The 15,577-nt window shown below is 59.1% G+C and carries 16 protein-coding genes; 8 read left to right on the top strand and 8 right to left on the bottom strand.

Annotated elements, in window-relative coordinates:
• The first annotated feature begins 157 nt into the window (after positions 1-157).
• A complete protein-coding gene (locus ACMXYJ_RS02595; protein WP_415758678.1) occupies positions 158-607 on the top strand; it encodes an EVE domain-containing protein in 450 nt (149 codons plus the stop codon).
• A gap of 106 nt (positions 608-713) precedes the next feature.
• Here ACMXYJ_RS02595 and ACMXYJ_RS02590 read toward each other — a convergent pair whose 3' ends face one another.
• Positions 714-1,121 (bottom strand): flagellar basal body-associated protein FliL, encoded by a 408-nt coding sequence (locus tag ACMXYJ_RS02590; RefSeq protein WP_415758677.1) that lies wholly within the window; start codon positions 1,119-1,121, stop codon positions 714-716.
• A gap of 150 nt (positions 1,122-1,271) precedes the next feature.
• On the opposite strand from ACMXYJ_RS02590, the gene ACMXYJ_RS02585 reads away from it, so the two are divergent.
• Complete coding sequence (locus tag ACMXYJ_RS02585) at positions 1,272-2,249, top strand: NADPH:quinone oxidoreductase family protein (RefSeq protein ID WP_415758676.1); 978 nt, start codon at positions 1,272-1,274, stop codon at positions 2,247-2,249.
• A gap of 61 nt (positions 2,250-2,310) precedes the next feature.
• Here ACMXYJ_RS02585 and ACMXYJ_RS02580 read toward each other — a convergent pair whose 3' ends face one another.
• Positions 2,311-2,925: an energy transducer TonB gene (locus tag ACMXYJ_RS02580; protein ID WP_415758675.1), complete on the bottom strand. Its 615-nt coding sequence runs from the start codon at positions 2,923-2,925 to the stop codon at positions 2,311-2,313.
• Between the two features lie 328 nt (positions 2,926-3,253).
• On the opposite strand from ACMXYJ_RS02580, the gene glpT reads away from it, so the two are divergent.
• Entirely contained in the window at positions 3,254-4,603 is a 1,350-nt protein-coding gene (gene glpT / locus ACMXYJ_RS02575) for a glycerol-3-phosphate transporter (protein WP_415758674.1), read from the top strand.
• Here glpT and ACMXYJ_RS02570 read toward each other — a convergent pair.
• The 6 genes from ACMXYJ_RS02570 to ACMXYJ_RS02545 form a co-directional block, all read right to left on the bottom strand.
• Positions 4,579-5,247 (bottom strand): gamma-glutamylcyclotransferase, encoded by a 669-nt coding sequence (locus ACMXYJ_RS02570; RefSeq protein ID WP_095126985.1) that lies wholly within the window; start codon positions 5,245-5,247, stop codon positions 4,579-4,581. The two genes, glpT and ACMXYJ_RS02570, sit on opposite strands and share 25 nt — an antisense overlap.
• A gap of 234 nt (positions 5,248-5,481) precedes the next feature.
• A complete protein-coding gene (locus ACMXYJ_RS02565) occupies positions 5,482-6,450 on the bottom strand; it encodes a CDP-6-deoxy-delta-3,4-glucoseen reductase (RefSeq protein ID WP_415758673.1) in 969 nt (322 codons plus the stop codon).
• Complete coding sequence (gene ubiD / locus ACMXYJ_RS02560; RefSeq protein WP_046045118.1) at positions 6,450-7,916, bottom strand: 4-hydroxy-3-polyprenylbenzoate decarboxylase; 1,467 nt, start codon at positions 7,914-7,916, stop codon at positions 6,450-6,452. The genes ACMXYJ_RS02565 and ubiD overlap by 1 nt, the downstream gene beginning before the upstream one ends.
• 142 nt (positions 7,917-8,058) lie before the next feature.
• Positions 8,059-9,318, bottom strand: coding sequence for a transcription termination factor Rho (gene rho / locus ACMXYJ_RS02555; protein WP_007942421.1), 1,260 nt, complete (start codon positions 9,316-9,318; stop codon positions 8,059-8,061).
• A 248-nt stretch (positions 9,319-9,566) separates the two neighbouring features.
• The gene (gene trxA / locus ACMXYJ_RS02550; protein WP_008150340.1) at positions 9,567-9,896 is read right to left on the bottom strand and encodes a thioredoxin TrxA; all 330 of its coding nucleotides are present in this window, start codon (positions 9,894-9,896) and stop codon (positions 9,567-9,569) included.
• A 120-nt stretch (positions 9,897-10,016) separates the two neighbouring features.
• Complete coding sequence (locus ACMXYJ_RS02545) at positions 10,017-10,724, bottom strand: FadR/GntR family transcriptional regulator (protein WP_415758672.1); 708 nt, start codon at positions 10,722-10,724, stop codon at positions 10,017-10,019.
• 256 nt (positions 10,725-10,980) lie between these two features.
• Between ACMXYJ_RS02545 and ACMXYJ_RS02540 the strand changes: the two genes are divergently transcribed.
• From ACMXYJ_RS02540 to ppx, 5 genes are all read left to right on the top strand, one after another.
• On the top strand, positions 10,981-11,766 hold the full coding sequence (locus ACMXYJ_RS02540) for a transporter substrate-binding domain-containing protein (RefSeq protein ID WP_123365100.1): 786 nt from the start codon (positions 10,981-10,983) through the stop codon (positions 11,764-11,766).
• 21 nt (positions 11,767-11,787) lie between these two features.
• Positions 11,788-12,456 (top strand): amino acid ABC transporter permease, encoded by a 669-nt coding sequence (locus ACMXYJ_RS02535; RefSeq protein ID WP_415758671.1) that lies wholly within the window; start codon positions 11,788-11,790, stop codon positions 12,454-12,456.
• Positions 12,453-13,103, top strand: a complete 651-nt coding sequence (locus ACMXYJ_RS02530) for an amino acid ABC transporter permease (RefSeq protein WP_134098563.1) — start codon at positions 12,453-12,455, stop codon at positions 13,101-13,103. The genes ACMXYJ_RS02535 and ACMXYJ_RS02530 overlap by 4 nt, the downstream gene beginning before the upstream one ends.
• Complete coding sequence (locus ACMXYJ_RS02525; protein WP_415758670.1) at positions 13,090-13,827, top strand: amino acid ABC transporter ATP-binding protein; 738 nt, start codon at positions 13,090-13,092, stop codon at positions 13,825-13,827. Before ACMXYJ_RS02530 ends, ACMXYJ_RS02525 begins: the two co-directional genes overlap by 14 nt.
• 235 nt (positions 13,828-14,062) lie before the next feature.
• Positions 14,063-15,565: an exopolyphosphatase gene (ppx, locus tag ACMXYJ_RS02520; RefSeq protein WP_415758669.1), complete on the top strand. Its 1,503-nt coding sequence runs from the start codon at positions 14,063-14,065 to the stop codon at positions 15,563-15,565.
• Positions 15,566-15,577: the final 12 nt, after the last annotated feature.

Genomic DNA, 15,577 nt, shown 5'->3' with positions numbered 1-15,577 from the left:
TCCGTTGTAGGTGTAGGCCGTGCAGCAGCGTCAAGCTTAGAAGGCCGGCATTTTGCGGCAACGTGAACCGACACGCAAACGCTGGCGTCAACCGACCGTCGGTTTGTCATAAAATTCCCCGACAACTTGCCCACTCATCTCGCAAGGAGCAAAAACCATGGCTTATTGGCTGATGAAATCCGAGCCCGACGAGCTCTCGATCAAGAACCTGGAGACGCTTGGCAAAGCGCGCTGGGACGGGGTTCGCAACTACCAGGCACGTAATTTTCTGCGGGCCATGGCCGTGGGCGACGAGTTTTTCTTCTATCACTCCAGTTGCCCCGAACCAGGGATCGCAGGGATAGGAAAGATCGTCGAAGCCGCGTATCCGGACCCGACGGCGCTGGAGCCGGAGAGTCATTACTACGATCCGAAGGCCACGGCAGAGAAAAACGCCTGGAGCGCGATCGATGTCGCGCATGTCGAGACGCTTCCCAAGGTGCTTAAGCTGGATTACCTGAAACAGCAGGCGGCGCTGGCCGAGATGCCGCTGGTGCAGAAAGGCTCGCGACTGTCGGTGATGCCGGTGACGGCCGAGCAGTGGGCTGCTGTTATTGCGTTGCGCTGACGGACGCCAAAAGATCGCAGCCTTCGGCAGCTCCTACGCCGAGCGCGGTTCCCTGTAGGAGCTGCCGAAGGCTGCGATCTTGGCAATCAATCAGACAAACCAAGACTCACTGGATAATGAGGTTGTTGAACAACAGATCCTCAACCACCGGCTTACCGGTTTCGTCATTCATGATTTGCTGGGTCTGCTTCAGGGCTTCCTGACGCAGCTTTTCCTTGGCCTCGACGTTGTTCATCGCTTCAATGGTCTGCTGGGCAAACAACGCCACCAGTTGATTACGAATCAACGGCTCATTGGCTTTCACCAGTTTGGTCGCCTCATCACCGGTCACTCGCAATGCCACATCGGCCTTGTAGACCTTGAGCTTCGGCGTCCCGTCCAGCCCGTAGTTGCCCACGAACGGCGGGCTCAGGGTGATGTAATTGACCTTCGGCGCTGCACCTTCTTTGGCTTCTTCGGCCATCGCTGCCACAGGCAGAGACAGGGCCAGCAACAACATGATCCACGCTTTCACAATTCGCTCCTTATCCGGTTTGCGGCCTAGCATAACGACCCGCCGCTCAAGCACAAGCTTATGGCTGACTATCAGGGCCGGGCATGCTCGTTGACCCATCGACTCACACACCTACACTTATCGGCCATCACTCCCAAAGGAATAGCCCTGATGAAAGCCGTGCTGTGCAAAGCCTTCGGCCCTGCCGAATCGCTGGTGCTGGAAGACGTCGCCAGCCCTGTCGCGAAGAAGAATGAAATCCTGCTGGACGTGCACGCCGCCGGGGTGAATTTCCCGGACACGCTGATCATCGAGGGCAAATATCAGTTCAAACCGCCCTTCCCGTTTTCCCCGGGTGGCGAAGCGGCTGGCGTGGTCAGCGAAGTAGGCGAAAAGGTCAGCCACCTCAAGGTCGGCGATCGGGTCATGGCGCTGACCGGCTGGGGCAGTTTTGCCGAACAGGTCGCGGTGCCGGGCTACAACGTGCTGCCCATCCCGCCATCGATGGACTTCAACACCGCCGCCGCGTTCAGCATGACCTACGGCACGTCGATGCACGCGCTCAAGCAACGGGGCAACCTGCAACCGGGTGAAACCTTACTGGTACTCGGTGCTTCCGGTGGTGTCGGCCTGGCCGCTGTAGAAATCGGAAAAGCCATGGGCGCCCGCGTGATCGCCGCCGCCAGCAGCGCTGAAAAACTCGCGGTGGCCAAAGCTGCCGGCGCCGATGAGCTGATCAACTACAGCGAAACCAGTCTCAAGGACGAAATCAAGCGCCTGACCGATGGCCAGGGTGCCGATGTGATCTACGACCCGGTCGGTGGCGACCTGTTCGACCAAGCCATCCGCGCCATTGCCTGGAACGGCCGCCTGCTGGTGGTCGGCTTCGCCAGCGGACGCATCCCCGAACTCCCCGTGAACCTGGCGCTGCTGAAAGGCGCAGCCGTGGTCGGCGTGTTCTGGGGTTCGTTCGCCCAGCGCCAGCCTCAAGACAACGCGGCGAACTTCCAGCAATTGTTTGGCTGGTTTGCCCAGGGCAAGTTGAAGCCGTTGGTGTCGCAGGTTTATCCGCTGAGCAATGCGGCGCAGGCGATCAATGATCTTGGCCAGCGCAAAGCGGTTGGGAAAGTGGTGGTTCAGGTTCGCTGAGCCCAATACAGCGGTCTGGACTTCAAATGAAGTTGTTCAGACCGCTTTTTATTGTCCGGGACTAAAGCAACTTCCGAATATCCACTGGAAGCAAACTCATGTATTTGCGGACGGGGCTCGTCCGGCATTCCCTGACGATTCTGGGTACCTGCTTATTCAGTTTGGCAATCAAGGCCAGACGCTGCTCGTTCTGCAACTGAGTCGTATAAATCACGTTCGACAGATAAGCACGAGTGTACTCAAACACCGCTGCATCAACCCACGCATACTCCGGAAAATCGACCAGCGCCTCGTTGAGGTCACGACATCTCAATTGTTTGAGCCACTGGTTGGTATGAATGGGCGTGTCCAGATCCAGTCTAAAAACCATCGGCGCAGTCACGTCCTGTTCGGGGGGATTGTCGCCTCCTGCCGTCCACGGTTTAAAGCGCCACTGCGCTATCGCCTTCCGGGTCGCTTCGGCCAGATCAGGATGGTCGCTTTGCAAAATGTTCACATTGCTGACCGAGCCATCGGCATTGGCAGCGAACCTGACCCGAACTTCACCCGTTATGCCTGCCCTGAAAAGCGCCCTGGGGTAAATCGGCTTGGGATTGTTTTCCGGCATCAGCAACACTTCCTCGGCCCGAACACCGACCGACACAACCAACAAAAGCACACACGCCAACCACCGCATAACCCCTCCCCCTACACAGCTGAAATGCCAGAGCTGGCAGTTGCGTAAAGGTTAAGGCTCGACGACCGGGAACAGAACGCCACGACCTCCCATTCATACGAAGGACATTTCCCAAAGCCTCGTCCTACCCTGGACCGAAATGCGGCACGTAGACCTGCAAGTAACGATTCCCACAACGCCCTACATTTATACCTGAGCGACATGTTCATAAAAGAACATGCAATCCCCAGCATTTCCGCTATTTGGCCGATGCGAAGCGGTGCTATTTTCGGTAACGAAACTGTAACATTCGCATCCGCAGTCAAAACAAGAAATCTGGAGCTCTTGAATGTTTGCTTTCTTTCGTCCTGCCGCACATCAGGCTCCATTGCCTGAAGAACAAATAGACAACACCTACCGACGCCTTCGCTGGCAGATCTTCGCCGGGATTTTTATCGGCTACGCCGGCTATTACCTGCTGCGCAAAAACTTCTCCCTGGCCATGCCCTATCTGATCGAAGAGGGCTATACCCGCGGTGAGCTGGGCCTGGCGCTGTCGGCCATTGCCATTGCCTACGGCCTGTCCAAGTTCCTGATGGGCATCGTGTCCGACCGTTCCAATCCGCGTTTCTTCCTGCCCTTCGGCCTGTTGGTATCGGCCGGTGTGATGTTCGTTTTCGGCTTCGCGCCCTGGGCGACGTCCAGCGTGACCATCATGTTCATCCTGCTCTTTATTAACGGCTGGGCCCAAGGCATGGGCTGGCCACCGAGTGGACGGACGATGGTGCACTGGTGGTCGCAGAAGGAACGCGGTGGCGTAGTGTCCTTGTGGAACGTGGCGCATAACGTCGGTGGCGGCCTGATCGGCCCGCTGTTCCTGCTCGGGATGGGCTTGTTCAATGACTGGCACGCAGCGTTTTACGTGCCGGCAGCGGTCGCCCTGGCGGTGGCGGTGTTTGCCTTCGCCACCATGCGCGACACCCCGCAATCGGTGGGCCTGCCGCCCATCGAGAAGTACAAGAACGACTACCCGGAAGGCTACGACGCCAGCCACGAAGAAGAATTCAGCGCCAAGGAAATCTTCGTCAAATACGTGCTGCGCAACAAAATGCTCTGGTACATCGCAATGGCTAACGTCTTTGTCTACCTGCTGCGCTACGGCGTGCTGGACTGGGCACCGACCTACCTCAAGGAAGCCAAAGGATTCAGCGTGGACAAAACCTCGTGGGCGTATTTCCTCTACGAGTGGGCAGGTATTCCCGGGACACTGTTATGTGGCTGGATGTCGGACAAGATCTTCCGTGGCAACCGTGGCCTGACCGGCATGGTGTTCATGGCGCTGGTGACCGTGGCGACGTTGGTATATTGGCTCAACCCGGCCGGCAACCCGACTGTCGACATGATCGCGCTGATCTCGATTGGCTTCCTGATCTACGGTCCGGTGATGCTGATCGGCTTGCAAGCGCTGGAACTGGCGCCGAAGAAAGCCGCCGGTACTGCAGCGGGCTTCACCGGTCTGTTCGGGTACTTGGGTGGCTCAGTCGCGGCCAGTGCAGCCATGGGCTATACCGTGGACCATTTCGGCTGGGACGGCGGTTTTGTCTTGCTGATCGGCGCGTGCCTGCTAGCGATGGCGTTCCTTGCGCCAACCTTGTGGCACAAACAAGTCGCCAGTCAGAGCCGCGAAGCAATCGCCTGATCGGCCTTTGATTTGCAGCGCTTGAGCCGCGCCTCCAGATTCCGGTCTGGCATGGCGTGGCTACGCAGGGCGTGGGCGGTCTGCTCGACATAATCGCGAGTAGTGCCGTAACGCCCGCAAGCGTTTTCGAACACGTGGCTCAGCACGTGATCCGGCAAGTTGCCCGCATAGCTGGGCAGATGCCGCTCCAATACAAACCCCAACGCCTGAACCTGACTTCCGTCTTCAAGACGGCAGTTGAGCCAGTGTGGGCGATAGGACGGGAATGGCATTTCGCGCTGCCAAAGTGCGTAAAGGGATGCTTCAAGTTGTTCTTCAGGCAAGCGATAGGCGAAGCCGCTGCAAGAACCACCGCGATCCAGGCCGAATACCAGCCCAGGTACTTCCGGTGTGCCTCGGTGTTCGTGGGACCACAAATACAAACCGCGATGGTAGCCATGCACACGACCACGCACTCGTTCCACCGCTGCACATTCGGGACGCCAGATCAGCGAACCGTAAGCGAACAGCCACACCGGCCCGCCCTTGTGGCGCGCCATCGTCGACTGCATTGAGCTGAGCAATTGTTCGTGCGTGAGCTGCGGCCCCAGATCGAGCAGCGGAGGGTAAGCCAGATTCAAAAAAGCAGATTCAATGGCGCTCATGGCGATTAGCGTTCAGCTCCCCGCGGGTGAAGAATTACTTAATAGAACGCACCGCTGTAACAATAAGGCACATATGTTTCAAGGCAATTTAAGTGCCATGGCACAGTTCTTAAATATTTACCTGGATGACATATAACCTACCGGCATTTATATAAATGTATAAATACCGATCGGCTATATAGGGAGTTATAACGATTAAGAGCGGGGATCAAGATCGAGGATCAAAATCGCGGATCAAGATCGAGGCGCGTACGCAAATACATCCGCACGCATTTGATGAGCGTCCATCCCGGCTTCGACCAAAGCATCCAGCGTGCCGTAGACCATGGCCGGAGAGCCGCTGGCGTAGACATGCAAGGGTTTCAGATTCGGGAAGTCCTCACACACCGCCTCATGCAACATCCCGCAACGCCCCTGCCAGCCGCATTGATCGCTGACGACTTTATGCAGGAACAGATTGGGCAGCTTCAGCCATTCATCCCAATGTTCGATGGCATAAAAATCTTCAGGACGACGCACGCCCCAATACAGGTGCACCGGATGTTTGAAGCCCTTGGCGCGGCAATGTTCGATCAGGCTATGGATCTGGCCCATTCCGGTGCCCGCACCGATCAGCACCAGCGGCCCCTCCGGCAGTTCCGCCAGATGGGTGTCGCCAAACGGCATTTCGATCCGCACCATCGGGTTGCGTTGCAACTGGTCGATCAGGCTCAGCGCACTGCTTTCGCGCGCCAGCACATGGATTTCCAGATCACGCCCGCCATGCGGTGCCGAGGCCAGGGAGAACGCGGATTTCTCACCGTTCTCGCGCTCGATCATCAAGTACTGACCGGCGTGATAACGCGGTGGTTTGCCGGCTGGCGCTCGCAGACGCACACGCCAGGTATCGCCGCCGACGTCCCTGCATTCAATGACCTGACACGACAAGCTGCGCACCGGCAATTCTCCCAGCGCGAGCACGCCATCCCACAGCACGATGCAGTCTTCCAGCGGCTCTGCAATGCAAGTGTAGAACTCGCCATGGTCGCGCACACCGCCTTCCTGTTCGACCCGCCCTTCCACGAGCAATGCGGCGCACACATGGCAATTGCCGTTTCGACAGCTTTGCGGGCATTCATAGCCCAGACGCCGCGCGCCATCGAGAATCCGCTCGCCGGGCAGAATCTGTAGCACTGCTCCGGAGGGCTGCAAGGTTACACGCATCAATCTATTCCTAACTGATTCCAGATGGCATCGATCCGCTGGGTAACGGCTTCGTCCTTGACGATCACCCGGCCCCACTCGCGAGTGGTTTCGCCCGGCCATTTATGCGTGGCATCGAGCCCCATCTTCGAACCCAGGCCGGAAACCGGCGAGGCAAAGTCGAGGTAGTCGATCGGCGTGTTGTCGATCATCACCGTGTCGCGCTTGGGGTCCATGCGCGTGGTGATGGCCCAGATCACGTCGTTCCAGTCGCGTGCGTTGATATCGTCATCACAGACGATAACGAACTTGGTGTACATGAACTGTCGCAAAAACGACCAGACACCCAGCATTACCCGCTTGGCATGGCCGGGATACGACTTCTTCATGGTCACGATGGCCATGCGGTACGAGCAGCCTTCGGGCGGCAGGTAGAAGTCGGTGATCTCCGGGAACTGCTTCTGCAGGATCGGCACGAACACTTCGTTCAACGCCACACCAAGAATAGCCGGCTCATCAGGTGGACGGCCGGTGTAGGTGCTGTGGTAGATCGGTTTGATCCGATGGGTGATGCGCTCGACGGTGAACACCGGGAAGCTGTCGACTTCGTTGTAGTAACCGGTGTGGTCGCCGTACGGGCCTTCATCGGCCATTTCGCCCGGATGGATCACGCCTTCAAGGATGATTTCGGCGGTTGCCGGGACCTGCAAGTCGTTGCCACGGCACTTCACCAGCTCGGTGCGGTTGCCGCGCAACAGGCCGGCGAAAGCGTATTCGGAGAGGCTGTCCGGCACAGGCGTTACCGCACCAAGAATGGTCGCCGGGTCAGCACCCAGCGCCACGGACACCGGGAACGGCTGACCAGGATGCTTCTCGCACCATTCGCGGTAATCCAGCGCGCCGCCACGGTGGCTCAGCCAGCGCATGATGACCTTGTTGCGGCCAATCACTTGCTGACGGTAGATGCCGAGGTTCTGGCGGTCCTTGTTCGGCCCTTTGGTGACGGTCAGGCCCCAGGTGATCAGCGGGCCGACGTCGCCCGGCCAGCAGGTCTGCACCGGCAGCATGGCGAGGTCGACGTCGTCGCCTTCGATGACCACTTCCTGGCACACCGCGTCTTTGACGACTTTCGGCGCCATGGCGATGATCTTGCGGAAGATCGGCAGCTTGGACCAGGCATCCTTCAGGCCTTTCGGCGGCTCGGGTTCCTTGAGGAACGCCAGCAGCTTGCCGATCTCGCGCAGCTCGCTGACCGCTTCTGCGCCCATGCCCAGCGCCACGCGCTCAGGGGTGCCGAACAGGTTGCCGAGCACCGGGATGTCATAACCCGTGGGCTTTTCGAAAAGCAGGGCCGGACCTTTGGCACGCAGGGTGCGGTCGCAGACCTCGGTCATTTCGAGCACTGGGGACACCGGAACCTGGATGCGCTTGAGTTCGCCGCGCTTTTCCAGGCCGCTGATAAAGTCGCGCAAGTCGCGATACTGCATGCGTGAGCCTCGTGTTGGCCGTGCCGTTCGGGGGTGGCAGTTTAGCGCCGAACCCCTCTATTCAGAACCACGAACTGCCGGTTCATCAAAAATCAGATAGCAAAAAGCCGGGTTTCCCCGGCTTTTGCTGACTTTCTGCGATTTACTTGCGTTTCATCGACAGGAAGAACTCATCGTTGGTCTTGGTCGTTTTCAGCTTGTCGACCAGGAACTCGATGGCAGCGATTTCGTCCATCGGGTGCAGCAGCTTGCGAAGGATCCACATGCGTTGCAACTCGTCGTCGGCTGTCAGCAACTCTTCGCGGCGGGTGCCGGAACGGTTGATGTTGATGGCCGGGAAGACGCGTTTTTCAGCGATACGACGATCCAGCGGCAGTTCCATGTTGCCCGTGCCTTTGAATTCTTCGTAGATCACTTCGTCCATCTTCGAGCCGGTTTCAACCAGCGCGGTGGCGATGATGGTCAGCGAACCGCCTTCTTCGATGTTCCGCGCGGCGCCGAAGAAACGTTTCGGTTTCTCCAGGGCGTGGGCATCGACACCACCGGTGAGCACTTTGCCGGAGCTCGGGATCACGGTGTTGTAGGCGCGAGCCAGACGGGTGATGGAGTCGAGCAGGATCACCACGTCTTTCTTGTGTTCGACCAGGCGCTTGGCCTTCTCGATCACCATTTCGGCAACCTGCACGTGGCGGGTTGGCGGCTCGTCGAACGTCGAGGCAACCACTTCGCCGCGCACGGTGCGCTGCATTTCGGTCACTTCTTCCGGACGTTCATCGATCAGCAATACGATCAGGTGAACTTCAGGGTTGTTACGAGCGATGTTGGCTGCGATGTTCTGCAGCATGATGGTTTTACCGGCTTTCGGCGGTGCAACGATCAGACCGCGCTGGCCTTTGCCGATCGGGGCGCACAGGTCGATAACACGACCGGTCAAGTCTTCGGTGGAACCGTTGCCGGCTTCCATCTTCATGCGCACGGTCGGGAACAGCGGGGTCAGGTTCTCGAAGAGAATCTTGTTTTTCGCGTTCTCGGGACGATCGTAGTTGATCGTGTCGACCTTGAGCAGCGCGAAATAACGCTCGCCTTCCTTTGGAGGACGGATCTTGCCAACGATGGTGTCACCGGTGCGCAAGTTGAAGCGACGGATCTGACTCGGCGAGACGTAGATATCGTCTGGGCCGGCGAGATAGGAAGCGTCAGCGGAGCGAAGGAAGCCGAAGCCGTCCTGGAGAATCTCCAGCACGCCATCACCGGAGATTTCCTCGCCGCTTTTAGCGTGCTTTTTGAGCAGGGAGAAAATCACGTCCTGCTTGCGCGAACGGGCCATATTTTCTATGCCCATCTGTTCGGCCAATTCGAGCAGTTCGGTAATCGGCTTTTGCTTGAGTTCAGTCAGATTCATATAGGAATGACGTAATCATTTATGGAGGGGGGGAAATTAAGCTTTTGGCTTAATGAGGCCGCGCCGCAGAGAAGGCGACAGGATCGCGTACTTATTCGAAAAGGAGTGCGTCGGCGACGGCTAGCAGGGGGCAGTGGAGAAACCAGTGCGGGGCCGAATGTACCACCTGAGTTTCGGAGCGTCTAGCCCTCAATAACGAAAAGGCCCCGCAATGTGCGGGGCCTTTTTGATGACACTTTAAACGACGCTTAGATGTTGGCGTCGAGGAAAGCAGCCAGTTGCGACTTCGACAGCGCGCCAACCTTGGTCGCTTCAACGTTGCCGTTCTTGAACAGCATCAGAGTCGGGATACCACGCACGCCATGCTTGGCCGGGGTTTCCTGGTTCTCGTCGATGTTCAGTTTGGCAACGGTCAGCTTGCCTTTGTAGGTTTCAGCAATTTCGTCCAGAACAGGAGCGATCATTTTGCAAGGGCCGCACCATTCAGCCCAGTAGTCGACCAGTACAGCGCCTTCGGCCTTGAGGACGTCGACGTCGAAGCTAGCGTCGGTGACGTGTTTAATAAGATCGCTGCTCATGGAAGTCTCCAGGTTGTAAGCAAAAAAACGTGGCCCATCATAGCTGCCCTTCCCTCGTTCAGGAAGGTGCAGATGATTGAGTCTCGCTATGGTGCCGCATGAGTTTGGGTATAGCCCAAGTCACGAGGTGGCGGAAGCGACGAAGGCAATTCCTGTGCGCAGTGCCGCGTTACGCACATGTTCGTGCATGGCCTTCTGCGCTGCGCCGGACGCCCGCCGGGCCAGTGCGCGGAGGATTTTGCGGTGTTCCTGCCAGGTTTCCATGGCCCGCTCGGCCCGGATGAACGGTAGCTTCTGGCTCTCCAGAAAGATGTCGGCGCTGGCGGTCAGAATGCTCAGCATCGCCTGATTGCCGCTAGCCAGCAGGATGCGCCGGTGAAACTCGAAGTCCAGTCGCGCCGCAGCCTCGAAGTCGCCGGCCTTCAATTCGATGCGCATGGCGGCGACGTTATCCTCCAGAGCATCGAGCTCCTGAGTACTCAGGGTCACCGCCGCCAAACCGGCGGCAAAGCCTTCCAGGGCATAGCGCAACTGGAAGATGTCCAGCGGCGAGGCCTGGGCCGCGAACGGCCAACTCAGCGCCGCATCACCTCGCGGCAAATCAACCGGTGACTGCACGAACACGCCTTTGCCCGGCTGGATGCTGATCACCCCCAACGCACTCAATGACGACAACGCTTCGCGCAGCGACGCCCGACTGACCCCCAATTGCACCGCCAAATCCCGTTGCGAGGGCAAGGCATCGCCCGGCCCGAAACCTTGCTCGGCAATCAGTTTACGGATGGCTTGCAGCGCCACTTCAGGTACGGCGCGAGAGATCGAGTTCATGGTTTTTCAGACGAACCAGGCCAATGATCGGTCAGTTGTAAAGCTATTCGCGACGCCCGGCAAGTCGTGCCCCATGGGGGTTCGGAGATTTTCATGGATGCGCTATCGGGGTGCGAAACATCGCCCAACTGTTCAGACCAGTAAGACCGAGAGACACCAGCAAAACCGTGGCCTTGCGCCCCCAAAACCCGATGTTGGCATGGCCCGTGCTCTGTCGATCCGCAGAATTCATTCCTCGCCGATTCGGAGATTTGCCATGACCCAGCGTTACAGCGCCCTCCTTGCAGCCCTGTTTGCCAGCCTGATGCTGAGCCAGGCGCCCGCCCACGCCGACGGTCTGGAGGATGTGGTCAAGCGCGGCGTCCTCAAGGTGGCCGTGCCTCAGGACTTCCCGCCCTTCGGCTCGGTCGGCCCTGACATGAAACCGCGCGGCCTCGATATCGACACCGCCAAGCTGCTGGCCGACCAACTCAAGGTCAAACTCGAGCTGACGCCGGTCAACAGCACCAACCGCATCCCGTTCCTGACCACCGGCAAGGTCGATCTGGTGATCTCCAGCCTCGGCAAGAACCCCGAGCGCGAGAAGGTCATCGACTTCTCCCGTGCCTACGCGCCGTTTTACCTCGCCGTATTCGGTCCGCCGGATGCCGACATCAAAGGCCTGGACGACCTCAAGGGCAAAACCATCAGCGTCACCCGTGGCGCCATCGAAGACATCGAGCTGACCAAAGTCGCGCCCGAAGGCGTGACCATCAAGCGCTTCGAAGACAACAACTCGACCATCGCCGCTTACCTCGCCGGGCAAGTTGATCTGATCGCCAGTGGCAACGTGGTGATGGTGACCATCAGCGAGCGCAACCCGAAACGCATTCCGGCGCTGAAAGTGAAGCTCAAGGATTCGCCGGTCTACGTCGGCGTGAACAAAAACGAGCCGGCGCTGCTGGACAAGGTCAACCAGATCCTCGCCACCGCCAAGACCGACGGCGCGCTGGAGAAGAACTCCCGGACCTGGCTCAAAGAGCCGCTGCCGGCCGATCTCTGATCATCGTTGCGGAGACGGAACATGGCCTATCAGTTCGATTTCATACCGGTGGTGCAAAACACCGACCTGCTGCTGCGCGGTGCGCTGTTCACCCTTGAACTGACGGCCATCGGCGCAGTGCTCGGGGTGGGTCTGGGCATCGTCGGGGCGCTGGTACGGGCGTGGAACATCCGCCCGTTCGCCGGCATTTTTTCGGTCTACGTCGAGTTGATCCGCAACACGCCGTTTCTGGTGCAGTTGTTTTTCATCTTCTTCGGCCTGCCGTCACTGGGTGTGCAGATTTCGGAATGGCAGGCGGCGGTGCTGGCGATGGTGATCAACCTGGGCGCCTATTCCACCGAGATCATCCGCGCCGGCATTCAAGCAATCCCTCGAGGACAGCTTGAAGCCGCTGCGGCACTGGCAATGACGCGCTTCGAAGCCTTTCGCCACGTGGTGCTGCTGCCGGCGCTGGGCAAGGTCTGGCCGGCATTGAGCAGCCAGATCATCATCGTCATGCTGGGTTCGGCGGTCTGCTCGCAGATCGCCACCGAAGAGCTGAGCTTCGCCGCCAACTTCATTCAGTCGCGCAACTTCCGTGCGTTTGAAACTTACGCCCTGACCACGCTGCTTTACCTGTGCATGGCTTTGTTGATCCGCCAGCTACTGAACTGGATCGGTCGGCGGTACATAGCAAGGAGCAGCCAATGAGCGATTTCACCTTCTGGGACGTTGTACGCAATCTGCTCACCGGCCTGCAATGGACCCTGGCGCTGTCGCTGGTGGCGTTTATCGGTGGTGGACTGATCGGCTTGCTGATCATGGTCATGCGCATCTCGAAAAAATCCCTGCCACGCAGCTTTGCCCGCACCTACATCGAGCTGTTCCAGGGCACGCCGCTGTTGATGCAGCTGTTTCTGGTGTTCTTCGGTGTGGCGTTGGCGGGGATTGAGATTTCGCCGTGGATGGCCGCGGCGATTGCCCTGACGCTGTTCACCAGCGCCTACCTGGCGGAGATCTGGCGTGGTTGCGTCGAATCGATTCCCAACGGTCAGTGGGAAGCTTCATCAAGCCTGGCGCTCAATCCTCTGGAGCAACTGCGCTACGTGATCCTGCCGCAAGCGCTGCGGATCGCCGTGGCACCGACCGTGGGTTTCTCGGTGCAAGTGGTCAAAGGCACCGCCGTCACCTCGATCATCGGCTTCACCGAACTGACCAAGACCGGCGGCATGCTCGCGAACGCGACCTTCGAACCGTTCATGGTCTACGGCCTCGTGGCCCTCGGTTATTTCCTGCTCTGCTACCCCTTGTCCCTCAGTGCCCGCTACCTGGAAAGGAGACTGCATGCCTCTGCTTAGAATCTCGGCCCTGCATAAATATTACGGCGACCACCACGTGCTCAAAGGCATCGACCTCAGCGTCGAGGAAGGCCAGGTGGTGGCGATCATCGGCCGCAGCGGCTCGGGAAAATCCACCTTGTTGCGCACCCTCAATGGTCTGGAATCGATCAACGACGGCGTGATCGAAGTCGACGGCGAATACCTCGACGCCGCCCGTGCCGATCTGCGCAGCTTGCGACAGAAAGTCGGGATGGTGTTTCAGCAGTTCAACCTGTTCCCGCACCTGACGGTCGGCGAGAACGTGATGCTCGCCCCGCAAGTAGTGCAGAAAGTGCCGAAAGCCAAAGCGGCCGAACTGGCGCGGGAGATGCTGGAGCGGGTCGGGCTGGGGGAAAAATTCGATGCCTTCCCGGATCGATTGTCTGGCGGGCAGCAACAGCGGGTGGCGATTGCCCGGGCGCTGGCGATGTCGCCGAAGGTCTTGCTGTGCGATGAGATTACCTCGGCGCTGGACCCGGAATTGGTCAATGAAGTGCTGAGCGTGGTCCGGCAACTGGCCAAGGAAGGGATGACGTTGATTATGGTCACCCATGAGATGCGCTTTGCCCGGGAGGTTGGGGATAAGTTGGTGTTCATGCATCAGGGCAAGGTGCATGAGGTTGGGGATCCGAAGGTGTTGTTTGCCAGTCCGCAGACGGCGGAGCTGGCGAATTTTATCGGGACGGTTGAGGCGGCGGGCTGATCGATCTTCAGTGCCCGTGAGACCGCCATCGCGAGCAAGCTCGCTCCCACAGGGTTCGGTGTGCGCCGCGATTCCGTGAACGACATAAAATCCATGTGGGAGCGAGCTTGCTCGCGATTGACCGCGCAGCGGTCACCGGCATTACTGCTCAGGATCAAGGCTTTGAACCGTACGCGTTGGCGTCAGCGTTTGATCGTGGCACGATGTCGAGGTTATCGACCGAGACCCCCTGACCATGCCGCAATCCCAAGCCAAGAATCTGTCCCTGATCGCCGCAATCGACCTGGGCTCCAACAGCTTTCACATGGTCGTGGCCAAGGCCCAGAACGGCGAAATCCGTATTCTCGAGCGTCTCGGGGAGAAGGTTCAGCTGGCCGCGGGCATCGACGATGAGCGTCAGCTCAGTGAAGAATCCATGCAACGCGGGCTCGATTGCCTGAAGCGTTTCGCCCAACTGATCAACGGTATGCCGACCGGCGCCGTGCGGATCGTTGGCACCAACGCCCTGCGTGAAGCCCGTAACCGCGGCGAATTTATCCGCCGCGCTGAAGAAATCCTTGGCCATCCGGTGGAAGTCATCTCCGGCCGAGAAGAAGCACGCCTGATTTACCTCGGCGTGTCCCACACCCTCGCCGACACCCCGGGCAAACGCCTGGTGGCCGACATCGGCGGCGGCAGTACCGAATTCATCATCGGCCAGCGCTTCGAACCGCTGCTGCGCGAAAGCCTGCAAATGGGCTGCGTCAGCTACACCCAGCGCTATTTCAAGGACGGCAAGATCACCCCGGCCCGCTACGCCCAGGCGTACACGGCGGCGCGGCTGGAGATCATGAGCATCGAACACGCCCTGCACCGCCTGACCTGGGATGAAGCCATCGGCTCCTCGGGCACCATCCGCGCCATCGGGCTGGCGCTGAAGGCCGGCGGGCATGGCACGGGCGAGGTTAACGCCCAAGGCCTGGCCTGGCTCAAGCGCAAGCTGATCAAACTTGGCGACATCGAGAAGATCGACTTCGAAGGCATCAAGCCTGACCGCCGGGCGATCTTCCCTGCGGGCCTGGCGATTCTCGAAGCGATCTTCGACGCACTCGAACTGCAACGCATGGACCACTGTGAAGGAGCCCTGCGCGAAGGCGTGCTCTATGACCTGTTGGGCCGTCATCATCACGAAGACGTCCGTGAGCGCACCCTCAGCTCGTTGATGGAGCGTTATCACGTCGATCTGGAACAAGCGGCGCGGGTTGAGCGCAAGGCGTTGCATGCCTTCGATCAAGTGGCTGAGGATTGGGATCTGGATGACGGCGTCTGGCGCGAATTGCTCGGCTGGGCGGCCAAGGTCCATGAAGTGGGCCTGGACATCGCCCACTATCACTACCACAAGCACGGCGCCTACCTGATCGAGCACTCGGACCTGGCCGGGTTCTCCCGTGAAGACCAACTGATGCTCGCGTTACTGGTGCGTGGCCACCGCCGCAACATTCCCCGGGACAAGTTTGCCGATTTCGGCGATGAAGGCATCAAGCTGATTCGCCTGTGCGTGCTGCTGCGCTTTGCGATTCTGTTCCATCACATCCGCGGCACCCAGGAAATGCCTCAGGTCGTGCTGCAGGCCAATGGCGACAGCCTGGATGTGTTGTTCCCGAAAAACTGGCTGGACGAAAACCAGCTGACCCAGGCCGACTTCGGCCTGGAGGCGGAATGGCTGACCCGGGTGGGCTTCACGCTTAACGTCCGCTGAAATTGAAAAAGG

The organism is Pseudomonas arabinosi (genome assembly GCF_047758675.1).
GTDB lineage: Bacteria > Pseudomonadota > Gammaproteobacteria > Pseudomonadales > Pseudomonadaceae > Aquipseudomonas > Aquipseudomonas arabinosi.
Note: the sequence above shows the minus strand (reverse complement) of the source record. Positions and strands in the feature narration are given on the sequence as shown.